We start from the raw sequence: 21247 nt of genomic DNA on the forward strand, positions 1-21247 counted from the left end.
TTCCCCTGGGAGATTGCAACATCAGTACCCCTGACAACAAACAGAACCGCAAGAACCAAGAGATCCGCGTGCCGCGCGTGCGCGTGATCGGCGCGGACGGCGAGATGGTCGGCGTGTTGACCCGCGACGAAGCGCTGGCGCTGGCCGAAGAGGATGGACTCGATCTGGTCGAGATCCAGCCGCAGGCCGATCCGCCGGTCTGCAAGATCATGGACTTCGGCAAGTTCAAGTTCGAGCAGCAGAAAAAGGCCAACGAAGCCAAGAAGAAGACCAAGCAGGTCGAGATCAAGGAAATCAAGTTCCGTCCGGTCACCGACGAAGGCGATTACCAGATCAAGCTGCGCAACATGCGCCGTTTCATCGAGGAAGGCGACAAGGTCAAGGTCAATATCCGTTTCCGCGGCCGCGAGATGAGCCATCAGGAGCTCGGTCGCGAAATGGCCGCGCGGATCGAGGCCGATCTGGGCGAAGACATCGTCATCGAATCGCGTCCGCGCCTGGAAGGCCGGCAGATGGTGATGATGATCGCGCCGAAGAAGCGCTGATCCGCCGCCGCAGCACGGGATCGCGCCCCGCCAACGGCAGGCGCGCGGTTCTCGGGTCTCTGTGGCCAGCTTCTTCTTGACGTTCCGGGCGTAGCGCGGCTGCGCCGTTGCGGCGTGCTCGTGCGCCGCGCAGCCTGCGCGAATCCCGAATCCCGAATCCCGGCGCGCAAGCGCCCGTCGAACTGCATGATTTGCAAGGCATTCCAAGCCCTGGCATAATGCGCGGCCCAGTTCATCGGGTTTGCCGCTCGCGCGGCAATAGGACCCGCCCGGATCCTCAGTGGATCAAGGGCTTACAAGCAGGTAAGGGCACGGACGGAAAGTGTGGCGCAGCCACCGCCCTGACCAGTGACAAAACACCATCAAGGACATTGCAATGCCCAAGATCAAGACCAACCGGGCGGCGGCCAAGCGTTTCCGCAAGACCGCCTCCGGCAAGTACAAGGCCGGCCACGCCAACCGTAGCCACATCCTCACCAAGAAAGCGACCAAGCGGAAGCGCAACCTGCGGCAGACGAACCACGTCCGTGCCGAGGACGCAGGCCGTCTGGACCGTATGCTTCCCTACCTCTGAGGACTGAACCATGGCTCGAGTCAAGCGTGGCGTCCAGGCGCGCCGCCGTCACAAGAAAGTTCTGAACCTTGCCAAGGGCTACTACAACGCCCGTCGCAAGGTCTTCCGCGTCGCCAAGCAGGCGGTGATCAAGGCGCAGCAGTACGCCTACATCGGCCGCAAGCAGAAGAAGCGCAATTTCCGTTCGCTGTGGATCACCCGCATCAATGCGGCGGCCCGCATCAACGGCATGAGCTACAGCCGTTTCATGAACGGCCTGCTCAAGGCCGGCATCACCCTCGACCGCAAGGTGCTGGCGGACATCGCCGTGCACGACGCGCAGGGCTTTGCCGCCCTGGCGGAGAAGGCGAAGGGCGCGCTGGCGGCATAAGTTTGCGAGTCCCTGCAGAAACCCGTGCGTCCACGTGCGGGGTTTCGGCGGGAGCCATCGCAGGCATGCAGGGGAAGGGCGCAAGTCCTTCCCCTTTTGCGTTTTTGGGCGTCCCGATGCGGGGCGCCTGCCGGGTAGGTGAGGTCCCGCATCGGCGGGACACGGTGGCCACGGTTCGGCCGGAGCAGTGAGGCGCGAGTGCAATGAGTGAGATCGATTCCCTGAGCGGGCAGGCGCTGGCGGATATCGCCGCGGCGCAGAGTCCGGAGGCGCTGGAGCAACTGCGGGTCGCGCTGCTCGGCAAGAGCGGCAGCATCACCGCCCAGCTCAAGCAGCTCGGCGCGCTGGCGCCGGAGCAGCGCAAGCTGGCCGGCGAGGCGATCAACCGCGCGCGCGACACGGTGTCCGCCGCGCTGGCCGAGCGCCGCACGCTGCTGGAAACCGCGGCGCTGGACGCGCGCCTGGCCGCCGAGCGCATCGACGTGACCCTGCCGGGCCGGCGCGGCGAACGCGGCGGGCTGCATCCGGTCACCCGTACCCTGGAGCGCATCACCGAGATCTTCGCGCGGCTGGGCTACGAGTTGTCCGACGGCCCCGAGATCGAGGACGACTGGCACAACTTCGAGGCGTTGAATTTCCCGCCGCACCACCCGGCGCGGGCGATGCACGACACCTTCTATTTCGGCGACGGCCGCCTGCTGCGCACCCACACCTCGGGCGTGCAGGTGCGCTACATGGGGGAGCATGCGCCGCCGCTGCGCATGATCGCCGCCGGCAAGGTCTACCGCAGCGACAGCGACCAGACCCATTCGCCGATGTTCCACCAGGTCGAAGGCCTGCTGGTCGACGAGCACGCGACCTTCGCCGACCTCAAGGGCACCCTGGCCGAGTTCGTGCGCGCGTTCTTCGAGCGCGATTTCCAGATGCGCTTCCGTCCCAGCTACTTCCCCTTCGTCGAGCCCGGCGCCGAGGTCGACATCGCCTGGCAGCAGCCCGACGGCAGCACCCGCTGGCTGGAAGTGCTCGGCTGCGGCATGGTGCACCCGAACGTGCTGCGCAACGTCGGCATCGACCCCGAGCGCTACACCGGCTTCGCCTTCGGCATGGGCGTGGAGCGCTTCGCGATGCTGCGCTACGGCGTCAACGACCTGCGCGCCTTCTTCGAGAACGACGTGCGGTTCCTGCGGCAGTTTGCTTGAGGCTGGGAGTCGGGAAGCGGGAATCGGGAATGGGCAAAGCAACGCAAAGGCTCGTTTCCCCTCTCCGTTTCCGTTCCTAGTAGACCGCGTCTTCGATTCCCCATTCTCCATTCCCGATTCCCGGCCCTTCCATGAAATTCAGCGAAAACTGGCTGCGCAGCCACGTTCCGACCCAGGCCACGCGTGAGCAGCTCACCGCGACCCTGACCGCCATCGGCCTGGAGGTCGAGGAGGTCGTGCCGCTCGGCGACAGCCTGCAGCAGGTGGTGGTGGCGCGGATCGTCGAGGCTGCGCCGCATCCCGAGGCCGACCGGCTGCAGGTGTGCCGGGTCGATGCCGGGCAGGGCGAATTGCTGCAGATCGTCTGCGGCGCGCCCAATGCGCGCGCGGGTCTGGTCGCGCCGCTGGCGCTGGTCGGTGCGCAGGTCGGCGGCATCGCGATCAAGCCGGCCAAGCTGCGCGGCGTCGCGTCCAACGGCATGCTGTGCTCGGCCAAGGAGCTGGGCCTGGACAGCGACGCGTCCGGCCTGTTCGAACTGCCCGACGATGCGCCGATCGGCCAGGCGCTGATCGAGTATCTGGGCCTGCCCGACGCCAGCATCGAGATCAAGCTCACCCCCAACCGCGCCGACTGCTTCGGCGTGCGCGGCATCGCCTACGACGTGGCCGCGGCCTGCGGCAGCGACGTGCTGCCGCTGGCGGTGACGCCGGCCGCGGTGAGCAGCGAGCGTACGCTGCCGGTGGCGCTGGACGCGGGCGCCGACGCGCCGCGTTATTGCGGCCGCGTGGTCGAGGACCTGGATCCGGCGGCGAAGACGCCGCTGTGGATGGCCGAACGCCTGCGCCGCAGCGGCGTGCGTCCGCTGTCGCTGCTGGTGGACATCACCCAGTACGTGATGCTGGAACTGGGCCAGCCGATGCATGCCTTCGACCTGGACACCTTGCAGGGCCCGGTCGGCGTGCGCCACGCGCGCGACGGCGAGACCCTGACCCTGCTCGATGGCCGCGAGGCCGTGCTGGATCCGGCGTTCCTGCTGATCACCGATGCCGATCGGCCGGTGGCGCTGGCAGGCCTGATGGGCGGCCACGCCACCCGCGTGACCGAGACCACCTGCCACGTGTTCCTGGAGGCCGCGCATTTCGCGCCGGCCGCGATCATGGGCCGTGGGCGCAAGCTCGGCCTGCACACCGATGCCGGTCACCGCTTCGAGCGCGGCGTGGATCCGGCGCTGCCGCGGCAGGCGCTGGAGCTGGCCACGCGGCTGGTGCTGGAGCTGGCCGGCGGGCGCGCCGGCCCGGTGGTCGAGGCCGCCTTGCCCGAATTCCTGCCGGCACCGGCACCGATCGCGCTGCGCCGCGCGCGCATCCTGCGCGTGCTCGGCATCGAGATCGCCGACGCCGACGTCGAGCGCATCCTGCGCGCGCTGGGCATGGACGTGGTCGCCTCGGCCGACGGCTGGCAGGTCACCGCGCCGAGCCGCCGCTTCGACATCGCCATCGAAGAGGATCTGATCGAGGAGCTGGCGCGCATCCACGGCTACGACCGCCTGCCGACCACCTTGCCCGGCGGCGCCACGCGCATCGCCATGGACAGCGAGACCCAGCTGGACGAGCGCAGCGTGCGTCGCCAGTTGCTGGCGCGCGATCTGCTGGAAACCATCAACTACGCCTTCGTCGATGCTGCGCTGCTGGACCAGTGGGGCCTGCACGACGGGCGCGTGGCCCTGGCCAATCCGCTCAGCGCCGAACTGGCGGTGATGCGTCCGTCGCTGCTGCCTGGGCTGGTCGCCGCGCTGGGCCGCAACGCCGCGCGCCAGGCCGGGCGCGTGCGCCTGTTCGAACTGGGCAAGGTGTTCGCCGCGGCGGCGGAAGCCGGCGCCGCGCCGACCGAAACCCAGCGGGTGGCGGCGGCGGTGTGCGGCGATGCCGACGCCCTGCAATGGGGCCTGCCGGCGCGCAAGGTCGATTTCCACGACCTCAAGGGCGACCTGGAAGCCTTGGCCGCGGCCTCCGGCGCACGCCTGGACTACCGGCCGTCGGCGCACCCGTTCGCGCATCCGACCCGGTCGGCCGACGTCTATCGCGACGACGTGCGGATCGGCTGGATCGGCCAACTGCACCCGCGGCTGCTGCAGGCGATGCAGATCGACGTCGATGTGCTGGCGTTCGAGCTGGACCTGGCGCCGCTGGCCGCGCGTGCCCTGCCGCGCGCCGCCGAGCTGTCGCGGTTCCCGTCGGTGCGTCGCGACCTGGCCTTCGTGGTGCCGGACGCGGTGAGTTGGGCGGCGCTGGCGCGCAGCGTGCGCGCGGCGGTGGGGCCCTTGCTGCGCGAGGTCGTGCTGTTCGACCGCTACGTCGGCGCGGGGGTCGAGGCTGGTTGCAAGAGTCTCGCTATGGGCTTGATTTTGCAGGACAACACGCGCACTCTGACGGACCGCGACGTGGAGGCGGTGGTCGCCGATGCGGTGGCCGCGCTGGCGCGGGAACACGACGCGCGGATGCGTGGTTGAGAAGGACAGGGGATAGCAGGGCGATGGCGTTGACCAAAGCGGAAATGGCCGAGCGGTTGTTCGACGAAGTCGGGCTGAACAAGCGCGAGGCCAAGGAATTCGTCGATGCGTTCTTCGACGTGCTGCGCGATGCGCTCGAGCAGGGGCGGCAGGTGAAGCTGTCCGGTTTCGGCAACTTCGACCTGCGCCGCAAGAACCAACGGCCCGGCCGCAATCCCAAGACCGGCGAAGAGATCCCGATTTCGGCGCGGACGGTGGTGACCTTCCGCCCCGGACAGAAGCTCAAGGAGCGAGTGGAGGCTTATGCTGGACCCGGGCAGTAACCGCGAACTTCCGCCGATTCCGGCCAAGCGCTACTTCACCATCGGTGAGGTCAGCGAGCTGTGCGACGTCAAGCCGCATGTGCTGCGCTATTGGGAGACCGAATTCCCCAGCCTGGAACCGGTCAAGCGGCGCGGCAACCGGCGCTACTACCAGCGCCACGACGTGCTGATGGTGCGGCAGATCCGCAGCCTGCTGTACGAACAGGGCTACACCATCGGCGGCGCGCGCCTGCGCCTGGAAGGCGAGGGTGCCCGCCAGGAATCGGCGCTGAGCAACCAGATCATCAAGCAGGTGCGGCAGGAGCTGGAAGAAGTCCTGCAGTTGCTGCGGCGGTGAGCCATGGCGGCGCTGCTGCCGCTAGGAATGGCCGCGGCAAACCCGCTATAATCGCCAGCTCGCCGCAAGGCGGGTCCGCCTTGACGGCGGAGACGCAACACACCGGGGTATAGCGCAGCCTGGTAGCGCACTAGTCTGGGGGACTAGTGGTCGTCGGTTCGAATCCGGCTACCCCGACCATCTTTCGAAGGCCCATGTCTGCGACATGGGCCTTTTTTGTTTGGGCGCGTCGGATCGGCGGCGCGCGTGCGGCCGGTGTCGGCAATGGGCTGCCCGCCGGGATGGCAACGCGTGTCGGTATCGCGACATAGGGCGATCTGTATCGGCGCAGAGAGGCTGGCGCGTCGCCGTAGACAAAATGCGCGGGATTGCGCTGTCCCGCGACGAGGTCGTCGCCCCACCAGAGCGGAAAGCCCCATGGGAACTGAGAGCTGCGCAGCGTCAATGCCTTGACATTGATCACGTTAACATCGCGTCGATGGAACGTTCACGGGTCCTTGCTACGCTGAATAGCCGGACATGTAGTTGAACCCTCACGTTACTGCGTCAAAAAAATGTCGGGTAACGCCTTGGTGGCGGCAGATGCCTGTGCCATAGTGCGTTGCAACACGAAGCTTCGCTGTTGGCCAGGGCCGTTCGTCCCAGGCAGGAATTGACACCGTAATCATCCTCCGACCGGGAACGGAACCCTGGCCGGCTGGGGGAGTGCGGCGCTTCGAAAACCAATCGACAGAGGGCATCAGCATCGCGCATGGGTAAACTTTCCGTGACCTTCCAATGGGCGCTTGCCCTGTTCTGCCTGGGGCTGCTGTCCGCATGCAGCAGCGGGCCGGCGATGCGTACCGACCTGCCGGCGGGCGATCCGCTTGCCGCTTCAATGGGCAAGCCGGAATACCTGCTCGGCCCGGGCGACCTGCTGACGGTCAAGGTGTTCCAGGTCGACGATCTGGAACGGCAGGTGCGGGTCGACAACGAGGGCCGCATCTCGTTGCCGCTGATCGGCGACGTGAAGGCCGCCGGCTCCAGCGTCAATGCGCTGCAGAAGGAGATCGCCGACCGTTACCGCAACGGCTATCTGCAGAACCCGCAGGTGTCGGTGCTGGTCGACGAGTTCACCGGCAACCGGGTCACGGTCACCGGCGCGGTCAGCGAGCCGGGCATCTATCCCATCCAGGGCTCCGCCTTGACCCTGCAGCAGGCACTGTCTCTGGGCAAGGGCGTCAGCGACGTGGCCAGCCGCGGCAATGTGGTGGTGTTCCGCACGGTGGGCGGGCAGAAGATGCTGGCGCGTTTCGATCTGCGCGATATCCAGAAGGGCGCCGCGCCGGATCCGGCGATCTACGGCGGCGACATCGTGGTGGTGTACCGCTCCGATGCGCTGGTACTGCTGCGCACCGTGGTGCAGCTGACCCCGTTCGTGATGGTCTGGAGGGCCTACCGATGAGCGCCTCCACCTTGCCTCCCGTTTCCGCGCCGCGCCCGCGTCCTGTGGGTGCCCCGCTGAGCCCGGCCGACATCGGCCTGCTGGATTACTGGAATGCGCTGTACCGGCAGCGTTGGCTGATCATCGGTATCACCGGGGCAGTCGTCCTGCTGGCGTTGCTGGTCCTCCTGCTGATGACGCCGAAGTACCGCGCCACCAGCGTGCTGCAGATCGAGCGCGAATCGCTCAACGTCGCCAATGTCGCCAACCTGATGCCGGTGGAATCGCCGCAGGATCGCGACTTCTACCAGACGCAGTACGAACTGCTCGGCAGCCGGTCGCTGGCGCGGCAGGTGATTCGCGAGGCCAAGCTGACTGAGGCGCCGGCGTTCAAACCGCTGGTCGATGAGGCCCTGGAGAAGCTGCAGGACAACGGCGACGGGCGTGCGCCGACGCCGCAGGCGCGTGCCGCCGCGGCGGAGAACGCGCTGGTCGGTCCGGTGCTGGACGCCTTGACCATCGAGCCGGTGCGCGACTCGCGCCTGGTGCGGATCAACTTCGATTCGCCCGACCGCGTGCTGGCCACGCGCGTGGCCAACACCTACGCCAAGATGTTCATCGCCTCGACCCAGGAACGCCGCCTGCAGGCGTCCTCGTTCGCCGCGCGCTACCTGTCCGAACGCCTGGCGCAGCTGCGCGACAAGGTCGAGGAGTCGGAGAAGAACGCGGTCGACTATTCCAGCCAGGAACAGATCGTGTCGATGGGCGAGGACAAGCCCTCGCTGCCGACGCAGAACATGAGCGAACTGAATGTGCGCCTGGCCGCGGCGCAGGATGCGCGGATCAAGGCCGAGGCGGCCTGGCGCCAGGCCGGCATCGGCGACGGCATGGGCCTGCCGCAGGTGGTCAGCAACCCGTTGATCCAGAATCTGCGCGCCGAGCAGGCCAAGATGACCGCCGATTACCAGCAGAAGCTGGCGACGTTCCAGCCCGGCTACCCGGAGATGCAGCGCCTGCAGAATCAGATCGCCGAGACCAAGCGCCAGATCGCCGACGAGGTCGCCAATATCCGCAGCGCGCTGAAGAACGACTACGAGTCGGCGCGTCAGCAGGAAACCTTGCTGGCCGACCGCATCGCAGCGCTGAAGAACGACGAACTGGACCTGCAGACCCGCAGCATCCGCTACACCATGCTGCGCCGCGAGGCCGACACCAACCGCCAGCTCTACGATGCGCTGCTGCAGCGCTACAAGGAGATCGGCGTGGTCGGCAACGTGGGCACCAACAACATTTCGATCGTCGACCGCGCCGATGTGCCGGGCAAGCCGAGTTCGCCGAAGAAGCTGCTCGGCCTGGCGCTGGCCTTCGTGTTCGGCCTGTTCCTGGCGGTGGCGGTGGCGCTGGTGCGCTACTTCATCCGCGAGGCCGAAGCCGCGGCGGCGGCCTCGGCGTGATGTCGCGGTGTCATGGCGCGCCGCACCGCGCGAGGCGCGGGTGCGTGCCGCACCGCACACAACGGCATCGGTTCGACGCACAGTCTTCAGTGAGGTGATACGTGGTTCAGCTAGGCAATGAGGTGCTCCATTATTTTCCAGCGCGGTTGTACGAAGACGTTGTTCTGTTGAAGTAATCACGGGCTGCCGTGGACCTGGGGTCGGCGAGGGAGGCGCCGCAGCGGTCCACAGGCAGGCGAAATCGAGGCCCGGCGGCGTCGCATGTTCCCCCGCATGCCGATCGACCGGGTTTGGATAGGAATCCCGATCATGCTTTTGGCAGACCTGAGTAGCGCCACCTATACGACCTCCTCGCCGCGCATGTTGTCCAAGTACGCGGCCGCGGCAGACATCCTGTTGCGCGTGTCCGACCTGACCGTCATGGTCGGCGGCGCGTTGCTCACCCACCGGTTGCTGTTCGGCACCTGGATGCCGGAACCGGCCTACCGGGTGGCGATTGGCACCACCCTGCTGTACGCGGTGATCTGCTTCGCGCTGTTCCCGCTGTACCGCAGCTGGCGCGGGCGCGGCCTGTTGCGCGAGATGATGGTGTTGAGCCTGGCCTGTGGCGGCGTGTTCGCCCTGTTCGCCATGCATGCCTTCGTGGTGCAGTTCGGCCAGCAGGTCTCGCGGCTGTGGATCGGCACCTGGTTCGTCACCAGCCTGGCGACGCTGCTGCTCTCGCGCACGCTGGTGCGCGGTGTGCTCAACCGGCTGCGCTCGGAAGGCGTGGACGTGCAGCGCGTGGTCGTGGTGGGCCTGCGCCATCCGGTGGTGAAGATCCACAACTACCTAAGCCGCAATCCCTGGGTGGGCATGCAGGTGGTGGGCTACTTCAGCAGCGACTACGACCTGTCGGTGGCCGACCATCCGCAGAAGCTGCAATGCCTGGGCGAGGGCACCGCCGACGCGCTGATCGACTACCTCGACGACCACCAGGTCGAGCAGGTGTGGATCTCGTTGCCGCTGGGCGAGCGCGACCACATCAAGCAGCTGCTGCAGCGCATGGACCGCTATCCGATCCAGGTCCGGTTGATTCCCGATCTGTTCGACTTCGGCATGCTCAACCAGTCCGGCGACCAGATCGGCAACGTACCGGTGATCAACCTGCGCCAGGGCGGGGTGGACCGCAACACCTACTTCGTGGTTGCCAAGGCGCTGCAGGACAAGCTGGTGGCCCTGGCCGCACTGGCCGTGCTGTGGCCGCTGATGCTGGCGATCGCGGTGGGCGTGAAGCTGAGCTCGCCGGGTCCGGTGTTCTTCCGTCAGCGCCGCCACGGCCTGGGCGGGCGCGAGTTCTACATGTACAAGTTCCGCTCCATGCGCGTGCAGCAGGAGCCCAGCGACGTGGTGGTGCAGGCCACGCGCGGTGACAGCCGGGTGACCCGCTTCGGCGCGTTCCTGCGCCGCACCAGCCTGGACGAGCTGCCGCAGCTGTTCAACGTGCTCGGTGGCAGCATGTCTGTGGTGGGGCCGCGTCCGCACGCGGCGCAGCACAACACCCACTACGAAAAGCTGATCCACCATTACATGCAGCGGCACTACGTCAAGCCGGGCATCACCGGCTGGGCGCAGGTGAACGGCTTCCGCGGCGAGACGCCGGAACTGCGCACGATGAAGAAGCGCATCCAGTACGACCTGGACTACATCCGCCGCTGGTCGTTGTGGCTGGATACGCGGATCATCGTGCTGACCGCGTTCAAGGTGCTCGGGCAGAAGACCGCCTACTGATGCGCCCGATGCGTCTTCTTCCCGCCGACCGTGTACAGCGCCGGCGCCGCCTCCGCGTCGCCGTCGTTCCCGTGCTGCCTGCGTCGAATGACGTGGCGCGCGACACGTTTCTGCCGCGCGTGACGGCAGCCGATGGCCGCGTTGGCGTGCAATGCGCCGCCGCCGCAGCGAGGTGCGCATGCTGAGCGTGCCGGACATGCCGCTGCGCGAGCAACGCCGCAATCTGCTGATCGAGCTGGTGCTGCTGTTCGCCGTCGGCTACAACTTCGTGCTGGCGGTGATCAACGCCAAGGTGTTCCGGGTCAGCCCGGCGATGACCTACGCGGTGGAACTGGCGGTCTATGCGGCCTGTTTCCTGCTAGGTATGCGCGCGCTGGACCGCAAGCGCATGGCGATGGTGTTCACCGGCATCGCGCTGCTGGCGCTGCTGATGCTGGTGCGCCTGTTCATGGCGTGGACGCTGGATCCGAAGTTCTTCCGCGATGCGCTGATCCCGTTCGCCTTCCTGTTGCTGGGCGCGGCCTATACCGGCTCGCTGCCGCGCATGTTCGTGCGCATGGCGCTGCTGGTGTCGCTGGTGGCGGTGTTCGAGCTGGCCCTGCCCAAGGTCTACGGCGATGTGGTCAACCCCAAGAGCTATTTCGTCAACGCGCGCGGCGCCAGCGCGTCGAGCTTCTGGAATCAGGACAGCAACCTGTTCGTCAGTGCGACACGGCCGGGCGCACGCAATTTCCTGCCGTCCTCGAACCTGCCGCGCGCCTCCTCGGTATTCATCGAGCCGGTGACGATGGGCAACTTCATCATCTTCTTCACCGCGATCCTGCTGACGTTCTGGCGCTGGATGCGGCCGCTGGCGATCGTCGCCTCGGTGGCGATGATCGGCTTCCTGATCGTGGCCTCGGACGGGCGCCTGGCCGCCGGTACCTGCGTGATGATGGCGCTGCTGAGTCCGCTGCTGCTGCGCATGGACCAGCGCCTGGGCTTCTTGATCTTCTTCGCGGTGATGGGCGGGGCGTGGCTGCTGGTGTGGGCCTCCGGCATCCAGAGCTATGAGGACACCACGCTGGGGCGGGTGTTCTTCACCGTCGATTCGATCCGCAGGATGAGCGCCGATGCGTGGATGGGGCTGGACGTGGACCAGCCGTACCGCTACTTCGACAGCGGCATCGCCTACTTCATCTCTTCGCAGTCGGTGCTGCTGGTGCTGGCGTTCCTGCTGGCGTACTCGTTCGCGATGCTGATGCGCACCATCGAAGGGCAGCTGTTCAAGAACCTGCTGATCTTCGCCTTCTCGCTGAGCCTGCTGGTCTCCAACGGCTACTTCTCGATCAAGACTGCGGCGCTGTGGTGGTTCGTCTGCGGGTGCCTGTGGCAGATGACGCCGCGCCTGCGCGATGCGTCGGCGCTGCCGGCGACAGCGGCGACGCCGGCTCCGCGTCTCCCGGCGGTGCCGGCATGAGCGCGCCCGCCACGGCTGTTTCCGCATCCGTGCCGGCGCAGGCGCGCACCGCGCGGACGCGCGCGCCGCGCGATATGCGCATCGATGCGGCCAAGGCGCTGGCGATCCTGCTGGTGGTGTTCGGGCACGCCAAGGGCATTCCGCACGCCTACGTCATCCTGGCCTACAGCTTCCACGTGCCGATGTTCTTCCTGCTGTCGGGCTGGGTCGGCGAGGCCTTCGGCAACCGCCCGCTGACCCTGGCCACGGTCGGCAAGCTGGCGCGCAGCCTGCTGCTGCCGTACGTGGCGTTCTTCTTCGTCGCCTACGCGTACTGGATGCTGACCCGGCATATCGGCAGCAAGGCGCAGCTGTGGGGCGACCGGCCGTGGTGGGAGCCGCTGCTGGGCCTGGTCAGCGGCATCGGCCCCAAGCTCTACGTGATGCCGGCGCTGTGGTTCCTGCCGGCGCTGTTCGTGACCACGCTGGCGTATCTGGCGCTGCGTCGGACGCTGTCCTTGCCTGTGCTGGCCGGGCTGTCGTTGCCGCTGGCCTGGGGCTGGGCGTGCTGGTTCCCGGGGCAGGACATGCGCCTGCCGTTCTCCCTGGACGTGCTGCCGGTGGCGCTGTGCTTCTTCGCGATCGGTGCGCTCGCGGCCACGCGGGCGCAGTGGTGGCCGGCGCGGCCGGCCGGCAATGCGCTCGCGGCGCTGCTGCTGGGTGCGGCCTGGTTCGCGATCGCCTGGCACAACGGCCGCGTGGACGTGAACATGCTCAAGTTCGGCGATTCCCCGCTGGGCTTCCTGGCCGCAAGCCTGCTCGGCAGCGCCATGGCGCTGTGCATCGCCGGGCTGCTGCAGCACTGGGCCTGGCTGCAGTGGATCGGGCGCAATACCTTGCTGATCCTGTGCACGCACACCTTGTTGTTCTCGGTGATGGCCGGGGTCGCCGCCCGTACCGGCCTGGTCCGCGGCGATGCCTGGGGACCGGCCTGGGCGGTGTCGGTGAGTGTGCTGGCGGTACTGGCCAGCGTGCCGATCCGCGTGGTGCTGGTGCGGATCGCGCCGTGGATGATCGGCGTGCGCCGCAGTGCGGTCGCGGGAGCGACGGCATGACGGCGGCGCTGCGGGCCGCGCACGGGCGCGACGGAGGCCGGGCATGAAGGTGGTGCATGTGGTGCGCCAGTTCCATCCGTCGGTCGGCGGCATGGAGGAGGTGGTGCTGAATATCGCGCGCCGCCATCTGCAGCAGGGCCGCGACCAGGTCGAGGTGGTGAGCCTGGACCGGGTGTTCACCGATCCGCAGCAGCGCCTGGTGCCGCGTGACAGCCACCAGGGCGTGCCGATCGTGCGCTTGCCGTACCGCGGCTCCTCGCGCTATCCGCTGGCGCCGTCGGTGCTGGCGGCGGTGCGCGGCGCCGATCTGCTGCACGTGCATGGCATCGACTTCTTCTACGACTTCCTGGCCCTGACCCGGCCGCTGCACCGTGTGCCGATGATCGTGTCCACCCATGGCGGTTTTTTCCATACCACCTATGCCTCGCGCCTGAAGATGCTCTGGTTCAAGACCCTCACCCGTGCATCCGCACTCGCCTACGCGCGGGTGGTGGCGACCAGTGAGAACGACGGCCAGCTGTTCTCGCAGGTGGTCGCGCCGCAGCGGCTGCGGGTGATCGAGAACGGGGTGGACGTGGACAAGTTCGCCGGGCAGGGCAGCGCCACGCCGGGGCGCACGCTGATCTACTTCGGGCGCTGGTCGGTCAACAAGGGCCTGCTGGAGACCCTGGACCTGGTGCGCGCGCTGGCCGCGCAGGATCCGGCCTGGCAACTGATCGTGGCCGGGCGCGAATACGACTTCAGCATGGCCGACCTGCAGCAGGCGATCGCCGAGCGCGGCCTGCAGCAGCGAGTGCGCCTGCAGGTGGCGCCGACCCAGGCGCAACTGGCGCAGTTGCTCGGCAGCGCGCAGTACTTCGTGTGCCTGTCGCGGCACGAGGGGTTCGGCCTGGCCGCGGTGGAAGCGATGAGCGCGGGGCTGCTGCCGATCCTCAGCGACATCCCGCCGTTCGCGCGCCTGCACCGCGAGTCGGGGCAGGGCGTGCTGGTCGACCCGGCCGATGCGCAGGCGGCCGCGGCCACGGTGCGCGCCTTCGCCGCCGGCACCGATGCGGACTTCGCCGCGCAGCGCGCAGCGGCAATGGCCTACGCGCATCGCTACGACTGGGACCGTGTGGTCGGCGCCTATCTGGACGAATATCGCCTGGCGCTGGGCGGCACGGAGGGCGGCCGATGAGCGGCGAGAGCCAGCGCCATGGCACGTCGCAGCAGGCCGCGCCGGCGGTCACCGTGCTGCTGTCCACCGAGCGCCCGACCGCGACCACCAATCCCTATCTGACCCAGCTCTACGCGGCGTTGCCGCCGCAGGTGCAGCTGCGCTTCTTCTCGATGCGCGCGGCGCTGCTGTCGCGCTACGACGTGCTGCACCTGCACTGGCCGGAGTACCTGCTGCGGCATCGCACGGCGCTCGGCACGCTGGCCAAGCAGCTCTGTGTCGCCGTTCTGCTGCTGCGCCTGCGCCTGGCTGGCGTGCCGCTGGTGCGCACCCTGCACAACGTGGCGCCGCACGAGGACAAGGGCTGGCGCGAACGTCTGCTGCTGCGCTGGATCGACCGCCAGACCGCGCGCTGGATCCGCATCAATGCGACCACGCCCGAACGCACGCCGGCCACCGACACCATCCTGCACGGCCATTACCGCGACTGGTACGCGCCGCTGCCGCAACCGCCGCGGGTGCGCGGGCGCCTGCTGCACTTTGGACTGCTGCGCCCGTACAAGGGCGTAGAGACGTTGATCGCGACGTTCGGCGCGCTGCCCGATCCGCAACTCAGCCTGCGCATCGCCGGCAATCCGATCGATGCGCAGATCCGCGGTGTGGTCGAGCGCGCCTGCGCCGAGGATCCGCGGATCAGCGCGCGCCTGCAGTACGTGGAGGACGCGGTGCTCGCGCAGGAGATCGGCGAGGCCGAACTGGTGGTGCTGCCGTACCGGCAGATGCACAACTCCGGCACCTTGCTGCTGGCGCTGTCGCTGGCGCGCCCGGTGCTGGCGCCGTGGAGCGAGGCCAATGCGGCCATCGCCGACGAGGTCGGCGCGCAGTGGGTGCAGCTGTACCGGGGCGAGCTGGATGCGGAGCAACTGGCGCAGGCCCTGGCGCAGGCGCAGCAGTTGCCCGCCGACGCCGTGCCGGACCTGTCGCGGCGCGACTGGAACGGCATCGGCCTGCAGCATTACCGCAGCTATCTGCAGGCGCTGACCGTGCGCCGCGGGGAGGACGCATGAGTAGCGCCGAGACCCCGCGGCCGGCAGCGCCGCAACCCGGACTGGGCGCGCGCGCCGCCGGCGGCGCGGCGGTGACCATGGCCGGGCAGCTGGCCAAGATGGTGGTGCAGTTCGGCGGCATCATTCTGTTGGCGCGGCTGCTGACGCCCTACGACTACGGCCTGATGGCGATGGTGACGGCGATCGTCGGCATGGCCGAGATCCTGCGCGACTTCGGCCTGTCCTCGGCGGCGATCCAGGCCAAGCACGTCAGCCGCGAGCAGCGCGACAACCTGTTCTGGATCAACAGCGGCATCGGCCTGGCGTTGGCGATCGTGGTGTTCCTGTCCTCGTCGTGGATCGCGCACTTCTACCGCGAGCCGGCCTTGCTCGGCATCTCGCAGGCGCTGGCGGTGACCTTCCTGTTCAACGGCATGACCACGCAGTATCGCGCGCACCTGAGCCGTGCGCTGCGCTTCGGCCAGGTCTCGCTGAGCGACGTCGGCGCGCAGGTGCTGGGCCTGCTGGCCGGCGTCGGCGTGGCCCTGGCCGGCTACGGCTACTGGGCGCTGGTCTGGCAGCAGGTGGTGCAGGCGCTGGTCAATCTGCTGATCGCCGGCGCCTGCGCGCGTTGGCTGCCGCGCGGCTACCGGCGCGATGCGCCGATGCGCACCTTCCTGAGCTTCGGCTGGAACCTGATGGCCGCGCAGCTGCTCGGCTACGCCAGCCGCAACGTCGGCCAGGTGATCATCGGCCACCGCATCGGCGCCGAGGCGCTGGGCCTGTACAACCGCGCATTCCAGCTGCTGATGATGCCGCTGAACCAGATCAACGCACCGGCCACCTCGGTGGCGCTGCCGGTGCTGTCGCAGCTGCAGGACGACCCGCCGCGCTTCGGCAACTTCCTGCTGCGCGGGCAGACGGTGATGGTGCACCTGATCGTCGCGCTGTTCTCCTTCGCCTGCGCGCTGGCGATGCCGTTGATCGTGCTGGTGCTGGGCGAACAGTGGCGGCCGGCAGTGCCGCTGTTCCAGGTGCTGACCCTCGGCGGCATCTTCCAGACCGCGTCCTACGCCACTTACTGGGTGTTCCTGGCGCTGGGCCTGATGCGCCAGCAACTGGTGTATTCGGTGGTCGGGCGGGTCATGCTGATCGCCTGCATCTTCGCCGGCTCGCTGTGGGGCGTGATGGGCGTGACCGTGGGCTACACGCTGGGCTTGTTGGTGATGTGGCCGCTGTCGGTGATCTGGATCGCGCGCATCGCGCCGCAGATCCCGGCCTGGGAGTTGTTCAACAACGCCTTGCGCGCGGTGCTCGGCTACGGCGTCTGCGGCGTTGCCGCGTACTTCGCCGCACAGCAGTGGGGTGGCGCGTCGTTGTGGCTGCAACTGATCGTCGGCGCGGTGGCGATGGCGCTGGGCTGCCTGCTGGTGTTCGCGCTGTGGCCGGCGTTCCGCCGCGACGTGCTGGCGATCCTGCAGATGCGCACGCTGCTGCGCCAGGCGCGGGGGCCGCGATGAACGCCGGACTGCCGCGTCTTTCTTTCCCTTCCACCCGCACAGGAGCGAGCGCATGAGCGATTCTTCCGCAGCGGCGCTGCCCGCATCGGCACCGGCCGCGGCCACCAGTGGGCGTGCGCCGTGCTATCTGGTGCTGTCGGCGCACGACTACCGCACGCCGCGTCGCGCCAACATCCACTTCATTGCCGACGAGCTGGCCAAGCGCGGCCCCACGCGGTTCTTCTCGCTGCGCTACAGCCTGCTGTCGCGGCTCAAGGGCGACCTGCGCCTGCCGCTGGACGCGACCGCCAACCAGGTGGTCCGCCACAACGGCGTGGACTGCTATCTGTGGCGCGCGCTGCTGCATCCGTTCAACACCCGGCGGCGCTGGCTGCGGCCGCTGGAAGACCTGATGTTCAAGGTCTACGCGGCGCGCGCGCCGGCCACGCTGATCCGCTGGATGCGCGAGGCCGATGTGATCGTGTTCGAGAGCGGCATCGCGGTGGCGTTCATCGCGCTGGCGGCGCGGATCAATCCGACCGCACGCAAGGTGTACCGCGCCTCCGACGGCTTGAGCACGATCAACGTCGCCGACTACATCGAGCGCGAATTCGACCGCGTGGCGCCGAGCCTGGACGTGATCGCACTGGTGTCGCCGGCGATGGCCGAGGAGGTCGCCAGCCGCCACAACGTGTACCACGTCGGCCACGGCGTGGACCACGATCTGCACACGTTGGGCGACCCGTCGCCGTACGGCGAGGGCATCCATGCGGTGGCGGTGGGCTCGATGCTGTTCGATCCCGATTTCTTCGTCGCCGCCAGCCGCGCCTTCCCGCAGGTCACCTTCCACGTGATCGGCTCGGGCATGGGGCGCGCGCCGGGCTATGGCGACAACGTGGTGGTGTACGGCGAGATGAAGCACGCCGAGACCATTCGTTACATCAAGCACGCTCGCTTCGGCATCGCCCCGTACGCGTCCGAGCAGGTGCCGGCGTATCTGGCCGACAGTTCGATGAAGCTGCTGCAGTACGACTTCTTCGGCCTGCCGGCCGTCTGTCCCAATGCCGTGGTCGGCCGCTATCCGTCGCGCTTCGGTTACACGCCCGGCGACGAGGCGTCGATCGTCACGGCGATCGGGCAGGCGCTGCAGGCGCCGCACGTGCGCCATCGGCAGTGCCTGAGCTGGTCCGATACCACCGACCGGGTGCTGGACCCGGCCGCCTACCCGGAGACCCGTCTGTTCGCCGACGGCGTGGCCTGAGTCCAGGCCCCGGCTTGTCCGCCGTACCCCCCGCGCAACCAAGGAGGACCGATGTCCGCATTGCAAAAATGGATCGATTACGAAGAGCGCCGGGCGCTGTTCTGGTGGAAGCCGAAGAACGGCGAGATCAACGTCGGCGATCATCTTTCCAAGATCATCGTCTCCAACGTGCTTGGCCAGCGCGACCGCACCTTGCTGGACAAGCGCGACAAGCGCACGCGGCTGATCGCGATCGGCTCGGTGCTGCACTTCGCCCGCGACGGCGACACCGTGTGGGGCAGCGGCGTCAACGGCAAGATTCCCGCCGACCGCCATACCTTCCGCCAGCTCGACGTGCGTGCGGTGCGCGGCCCCAAGACCCGCGCGTTCCTGCGCGAGCGCGGCCTGCAGGTGCCGGAGGTCTACGGCGATCCGGGTCTGCTGATGCCGTTGTTCTTCCCGCGCGAGGCGCTGTTGGCGCCATCGGCACGGCAGCCGTTCCTGGTGGTGCCGCACTTCAACGAACCGTTGGACAAGTATGCGCAGTACAAGGACCACCTGGTGCTGCCGAACCGCCAGCCGGCCGCGTTCGTGCGGCAACTGCTCGGCGCCGACCTGGTCGTGTCCAGCTCCTTGCACGGGCTGATCCTGGCCGAAGCCTACGGCGTGCCGTCGGTGTACCTGGACTGGGGCAACGGCGAGGACCGCTTCAAGTACGACGACTACTATGCCGGCACCGGCCGCGGCCGCTGGCATGCCGGGCACACGGTGGAGGAATGCGTGGCGCTGGGCGGCAATACCGTGTTCGACCTGGCCGCGGTGCAACGCGGCCTGCTGGAGAGCTTTCCGCATGACCTCTGGTGAACGCGCGACCGGCGAGGTGCTGGCGCTGGGCGGTTATCCGATCCTGCGCAGCACCGAGACCGAGTTCGTTGCCGCGTTGCTGCAGGCGCTGGCGCGCGGCGAGCGCCGCCAGGTGTTCTTCGCCAACACCAACTTCGTGGTGCAGTGCCAGGCTCTGTGCGAGCGCCTGGCCGCGCCGGACGTGTGCATCGTCAACGACGGCATCGGCATGGACCTGGGCGCGCTGCTGGTGCACGGCCGCCGCTTCGCCGGCAATCTCAACGGCACCGACCTGATTCCGGCGCTGTGCCGGCAGAGCCCGCGGCCGCTGCGCTTCTTCCTGCTCGGCGGCCGGCCCGGCGTGGCCGACGCCGCGGCGCAGACCTTGCGGCAGTCGCTGGGGCAGCAGGTGGTCGGTACCTGCGACGGCTATGCCGAGTTTGCCGCGGCCGGCGACGGGCTGGCCGCGCGCATCAACGCCAGTGGCGCCGACGTGCTGCTGGTGGCGTTCGGCAATCCGCTGCAGGAGCGCTGGCTGCTGCAGCACGCGGCGCAACTGCAGGTGCCGCTGGCGTTCGGCGTGGGCGCGTTGCTGGACTTCCTGTCCGGCACCGCCCGGCGCGCGCCGGCCTGGGTGCGCCGGCTGCGCCTGGAATGGATCTATCGCCTGCTGCGCGAGCCGCGGCGCCTGCTCAAGCGCTACAGCTGGGACCTGCTGGTGTTCTTCGCCCTGTGCCTGCGGCACGGCAGGCGGCTGGGCGCCATGCCGCCTGCACGCGACTCGCTGCGCCCCTCGTGACGTCGAGCGGCCGCCGCCGCGGAAATGGCGCGGCCTGACATCCGCACGGCCACGCGCCGGATTAGACTGGAGGCATGTCCAGCGCCGCCGCCTTCCGAATCGCCGCCTTGGTGCGCGACCTGTCGCTGCTGCCGCACCCGGAAGGCGGGCGCTACGCGCGCGTGCATACCTCGGCCCTGATGGTGCAGCACGAGCAGACGTTGCGCCCGGCCTGCACCGCGATCCGCTTCCTGCTGGCGCAGGGCGAAGTCAGCAATTGGCACCGCATCGATGCCGACGAGACCTGGCAATGGGAAGAGGGCGGGGCACTGGAACTGCTGGGCTTCGATCCGCAGCATGGCCTGCAGCGCTACCGCCTGGATGCCAGCGAGCGCGGCGGCATGCCGTCGGTGGTGATCGCGGCCGGCACCTGGCAGGCCGCGCGTCCGCTGGCCGACTACTGCCTGGTGCGCTGCGTGGTGGCGCCGGGGTTCCTGTGGGAGCGCTTCGAACTGCTGGCGGACACCGACCCGCTGGCCACGCACCTGCCGAAGCTGGCGGACTGATGACGGCGCGGCGCGGGGTGCGCGCAGCGACCGCGCCGGGGGCCGTCGCGCGCCGGCTCGGCCCGGCGTTGTGCCTGGCGGCGGCGTTGCTGGCGGCGGGCATGCCCGCCGCGCAGGCGCAGACCGCGACGCCGGCCGCACCAGCCCATCCGCCGGTGGTCGACCTGGAGGCGGTGCTGGTGAGCGGGCGCCAGCCCGGCCCGGGGCTGTGGCAGGTGCGCCGCGGCGACCACGTGCTGTGGATCCTCGGCACGGTGTCGCCGCTGCCCAAGCGCATGCAGTGGGAATCGGGCGAAGTGGAGCGGGTGATCGCCCAATCGCAACAGGTGATCGCGGCGCCGACCCTCACCCTGGACTCGGGCCTGGGCATGTTCCGCAGCCTGATGCTGCTGCCGTCCTTGCTCAAGGCGCGGCGCAATCCCGACGACCGCACCCTGCAGCAGGTGCTGCCGCCGGAGCTGTATGCGCGTTGGCTGCCGCTGAAGGCGCGCTACCTGGGCCGCGACAGCAGCGTGGAACGCTGGCGGCCGGTGTTCGCGGCGCAGGAGCTGTACGAAGCGGCGATGCGCACTTCCGGCCTGAGCCTGGGCAGCGTCGTGCAGCCGGTGATCGCGCGTGCGGCCAAGCGCGCCAGGGTGCCGATCGTGCCGGTGGTGGTGGAGGTCAAGGTGCCCGACGCCAAGCGCGCGCTGCAGGAGTTCCGGGCGACCTCGCTCAACGACAGTGCCTGTTTCGCGCGCACCTTGCAGGTCATCGATCGCGACCTGGAGACGATGCGCCAGCGCGCCAATGCGTGGTCCGAAGGCGATCTGGACACGCTGGCCGCGTTGCCCGCCAACGATCAGTACCGGGTCTGCCTGGACGCGGTCGGCGAAGCGGCGATCGCGCGCAAGCTGGGCCTGGGCGATGTGCGCCAGCGTGCGCAGGCGGCCTGGTTGCAGGTGGCCGAGCGGGCGCTGGCGCAGAACCGCTCCAGTTTCGCGGCGTTGCCGATGCAGACCCTGCAGGAGCCGGGCGGGCCGCTGGATCGGCTACGCGCCAGCGGCGCCGAGGTGATCGCG

Annotated in this window: 20 protein-coding genes and 1 tRNA gene; all 21 read left to right on the forward strand. The window is 68.6% G+C overall.

Annotated features, from left to right (window positions below; all coding sequences use genetic code 11):
• The first annotated feature begins 20 nt into the window (after positions 1–20).
• Complete coding sequence (gene infC / locus SLW55_RS18985; protein ID WP_304412340.1) at positions 21–545, forward strand: translation initiation factor IF-3; 525 nt, start codon at positions 21–23, stop codon at positions 543–545.
• Between the two features lie 376 nt (positions 546–921).
• Complete coding sequence (gene rpmI / locus SLW55_RS18990; RefSeq protein ID WP_010342861.1) at positions 922–1119, forward strand: 50S ribosomal protein L35; 198 nt, start codon at positions 922–924, stop codon at positions 1117–1119.
• A gap of 10 nt (positions 1120–1129) precedes the next feature.
• Positions 1130–1489 (forward strand): 50S ribosomal protein L20, encoded by a 360-nt coding sequence (gene rplT / locus SLW55_RS18995; RefSeq protein WP_010342859.1) that lies wholly within the window; start codon positions 1130–1132, stop codon positions 1487–1489.
• A 203-nt stretch (positions 1490–1692) separates the two neighbouring features.
• The gene (pheS, locus tag SLW55_RS19000; RefSeq protein WP_010342858.1) at positions 1693–2688 is read left to right on the forward strand and encodes a phenylalanine--tRNA ligase subunit alpha; all 996 of its coding nucleotides are present in this window, start codon (positions 1693–1695) and stop codon (positions 2686–2688) included.
• A gap of 131 nt (positions 2689–2819) precedes the next feature.
• Positions 2820–5198 (forward strand): phenylalanine--tRNA ligase subunit beta, encoded by a 2379-nt coding sequence (pheT, locus tag SLW55_RS19005; RefSeq protein ID WP_320745548.1) that lies wholly within the window; start codon positions 2820–2822, stop codon positions 5196–5198.
• 23 nt (positions 5199–5221) lie between these two features.
• Positions 5222–5521 carry an integration host factor subunit alpha gene (locus SLW55_RS19010; RefSeq protein WP_003466661.1) on the forward strand — a complete coding sequence of 100 codons (300 nt, stop codon included), beginning with the start codon at positions 5222–5224 and terminating at the stop codon, positions 5519–5521.
• Positions 5502–5858, forward strand: a complete 357-nt coding sequence (locus tag SLW55_RS19015) for a MerR family transcriptional regulator (RefSeq protein WP_009597860.1) — start codon at positions 5502–5504, stop codon at positions 5856–5858. Before SLW55_RS19010 ends, SLW55_RS19015 begins: the two co-directional genes overlap by 20 nt.
• A gap of 103 nt (positions 5859–5961) precedes the next feature.
• Positions 5962–6038: transfer RNA gene (locus tag SLW55_RS19020), tRNA-Pro, on the forward strand.
• Between the two features lie 571 nt (positions 6039–6609).
• Positions 6610–7302 carry a polysaccharide biosynthesis/export family protein gene (locus SLW55_RS19025; RefSeq protein ID WP_043092309.1) on the forward strand — a complete coding sequence of 231 codons (693 nt, stop codon included), beginning with the start codon at positions 6610–6612 and terminating at the stop codon, positions 7300–7302.
• The gene (locus tag SLW55_RS19030) at positions 7299–8735 is read left to right on the forward strand and encodes a GumC family protein (RefSeq protein WP_267084498.1); all 1437 of its coding nucleotides are present in this window, start codon (positions 7299–7301) and stop codon (positions 8733–8735) included. The genes SLW55_RS19025 and SLW55_RS19030 overlap by 4 nt, the downstream gene beginning before the upstream one ends.
• Positions 8736–9044: 309 nt before the next feature.
• Positions 9045–10505 (forward strand): undecaprenyl-phosphate glucose phosphotransferase, encoded by a 1461-nt coding sequence (locus SLW55_RS19035; RefSeq protein ID WP_148829266.1) that lies wholly within the window; start codon positions 9045–9047, stop codon positions 10503–10505.
• A 178-nt stretch (positions 10506–10683) separates the two neighbouring features.
• A complete protein-coding gene (locus SLW55_RS19040; RefSeq protein WP_320745553.1) occupies positions 10684–11964 on the forward strand; it encodes a polysaccharide biosynthesis protein GumE in 1281 nt (426 codons plus the stop codon).
• On the forward strand, positions 11961–13058 hold the full coding sequence (locus tag SLW55_RS19045) for an acyltransferase family protein (RefSeq protein ID WP_320745549.1): 1098 nt from the start codon (positions 11961–11963) through the stop codon (positions 13056–13058). Before SLW55_RS19040 ends, SLW55_RS19045 begins: the two co-directional genes overlap by 4 nt.
• Positions 13059–13101: 43 nt before the next feature.
• Positions 13102–14235 carry a glycosyltransferase family 4 protein gene (locus SLW55_RS19050; RefSeq protein ID WP_320745550.1) on the forward strand — a complete coding sequence of 378 codons (1134 nt, stop codon included), beginning with the start codon at positions 13102–13104 and terminating at the stop codon, positions 14233–14235.
• Positions 14232–15281, forward strand: coding sequence for a GDP-mannose--glycolipid 4-beta-D-mannosyltransferase (locus SLW55_RS19055; protein ID WP_267099249.1), 1050 nt, complete (start codon positions 14232–14234; stop codon positions 15279–15281). The genes SLW55_RS19050 and SLW55_RS19055 overlap by 4 nt, the downstream gene beginning before the upstream one ends.
• Positions 15278–16780, forward strand: coding sequence for a lipopolysaccharide biosynthesis protein (locus SLW55_RS19060; protein WP_017910242.1), 1503 nt, complete (start codon positions 15278–15280; stop codon positions 16778–16780). The genes SLW55_RS19055 and SLW55_RS19060 overlap by 4 nt, the downstream gene beginning before the upstream one ends.
• Before the next feature lie 52 nt (positions 16781–16832).
• Positions 16833–18020, forward strand: coding sequence for a glycosyltransferase family 1 protein (locus tag SLW55_RS19065; protein ID WP_267083248.1), 1188 nt, complete (start codon positions 16833–16835; stop codon positions 18018–18020).
• A gap of 51 nt (positions 18021–18071) precedes the next feature.
• Entirely contained in the window at positions 18072–18863 is a 792-nt protein-coding gene (locus SLW55_RS19070) for a polysaccharide pyruvyl transferase family protein (protein WP_017910240.1), read from the forward strand.
• Positions 18850–19641, forward strand: coding sequence for a WecB/TagA/CpsF family glycosyltransferase (locus tag SLW55_RS19075; protein ID WP_267099248.1), 792 nt, complete (start codon positions 18850–18852; stop codon positions 19639–19641). The genes SLW55_RS19070 and SLW55_RS19075 overlap by 14 nt, the downstream gene beginning before the upstream one ends.
• A 74-nt stretch (positions 19642–19715) precedes the next feature.
• A complete protein-coding gene (locus SLW55_RS19080; RefSeq protein WP_017916102.1) occupies positions 19716–20186 on the forward strand; it encodes a cupin domain-containing protein in 471 nt (156 codons plus the stop codon).
• A 17-nt stretch (positions 20187–20203) separates the two neighbouring features.
• Positions 20204–21247 (forward strand): TraB/GumN family protein (locus SLW55_RS19085; protein WP_320745551.1); only part of this gene is annotated, 1044 nt, incomplete at its 3' end.

This window comes from Xanthomonas sp. LF06-19 (genome assembly GCF_034105425.1).
GTDB lineage: Bacteria > Pseudomonadota > Gammaproteobacteria > Xanthomonadales > Xanthomonadaceae > Xanthomonas_A > Xanthomonas_A sontii.

What these genes read in the sequence shown, in the direction of transcription:
- SLW55_RS19060 (WP_017910242.1), top strand. Translation starts at nt 15,278, where the DNA reads ATGAGTAGCGCCGAGACCCCGCGGCCGGCAGCGCCGCAACCCGGACTG.
- SLW55_RS19035 (WP_148829266.1), top strand. Translation starts at nt 9,045, where the DNA reads ATGCTTTTGGCAGACCTGAGTAGCGCCACCTATACGACCTCCTCGCCG.
- pheS (WP_010342858.1), top strand. Translation starts at nt 1,693, where the DNA reads ATGAGTGAGATCGATTCCCTGAGCGGGCAGGCGCTGGCGGATATCGCC.
- SLW55_RS19050 (WP_320745550.1), top strand. Translation starts at nt 13,102, where the DNA reads ATGAAGGTGGTGCATGTGGTGCGCCAGTTCCATCCGTCGGTCGGCGGC.
- SLW55_RS19045 (WP_320745549.1), top strand. Translation starts at nt 11,961, where the DNA reads ATGAGCGCGCCCGCCACGGCTGTTTCCGCATCCGTGCCGGCGCAGGCG.
- rplT (WP_010342859.1), top strand. Translation starts at nt 1,130, where the DNA reads ATGGCTCGAGTCAAGCGTGGCGTCCAGGCGCGCCGCCGTCACAAGAAA.
- SLW55_RS19015 (WP_009597860.1), top strand. Translation starts at nt 5,502, where the DNA reads ATGCTGGACCCGGGCAGTAACCGCGAACTTCCGCCGATTCCGGCCAAG.
- SLW55_RS19080 (WP_017916102.1), top strand. Translation starts at nt 19,716, where the DNA reads ATGTCCAGCGCCGCCGCCTTCCGAATCGCCGCCTTGGTGCGCGACCTG.
- pheT (WP_320745548.1), top strand. Translation starts at nt 2,820, where the DNA reads ATGAAATTCAGCGAAAACTGGCTGCGCAGCCACGTTCCGACCCAGGCC.
- SLW55_RS19055 (WP_267099249.1), top strand. Translation starts at nt 14,232, where the DNA reads ATGAGCGGCGAGAGCCAGCGCCATGGCACGTCGCAGCAGGCCGCGCCG.
- rpmI (WP_010342861.1), top strand. Translation starts at nt 922, where the DNA reads ATGCCCAAGATCAAGACCAACCGGGCGGCGGCCAAGCGTTTCCGCAAG.
- SLW55_RS19075 (WP_267099248.1), top strand. Translation starts at nt 18,850, where the DNA reads ATGACCTCTGGTGAACGCGCGACCGGCGAGGTGCTGGCGCTGGGCGGT.
- SLW55_RS19040 (WP_320745553.1), top strand. Translation starts at nt 10,684, where the DNA reads ATGCTGAGCGTGCCGGACATGCCGCTGCGCGAGCAACGCCGCAATCTG.
- SLW55_RS19065 (WP_267083248.1), top strand. Translation starts at nt 16,833, where the DNA reads ATGAGCGATTCTTCCGCAGCGGCGCTGCCCGCATCGGCACCGGCCGCG.
- SLW55_RS19025 (WP_043092309.1), top strand. Translation starts at nt 6,610, where the DNA reads ATGGGTAAACTTTCCGTGACCTTCCAATGGGCGCTTGCCCTGTTCTGC.
- SLW55_RS19030 (WP_267084498.1), top strand. Translation starts at nt 7,299, where the DNA reads ATGAGCGCCTCCACCTTGCCTCCCGTTTCCGCGCCGCGCCCGCGTCCT.
- SLW55_RS19010 (WP_003466661.1), top strand. Translation starts at nt 5,222, where the DNA reads ATGGCGTTGACCAAAGCGGAAATGGCCGAGCGGTTGTTCGACGAAGTC.
- SLW55_RS19070 (WP_017910240.1), top strand. Translation starts at nt 18,072, where the DNA reads ATGTCCGCATTGCAAAAATGGATCGATTACGAAGAGCGCCGGGCGCTG.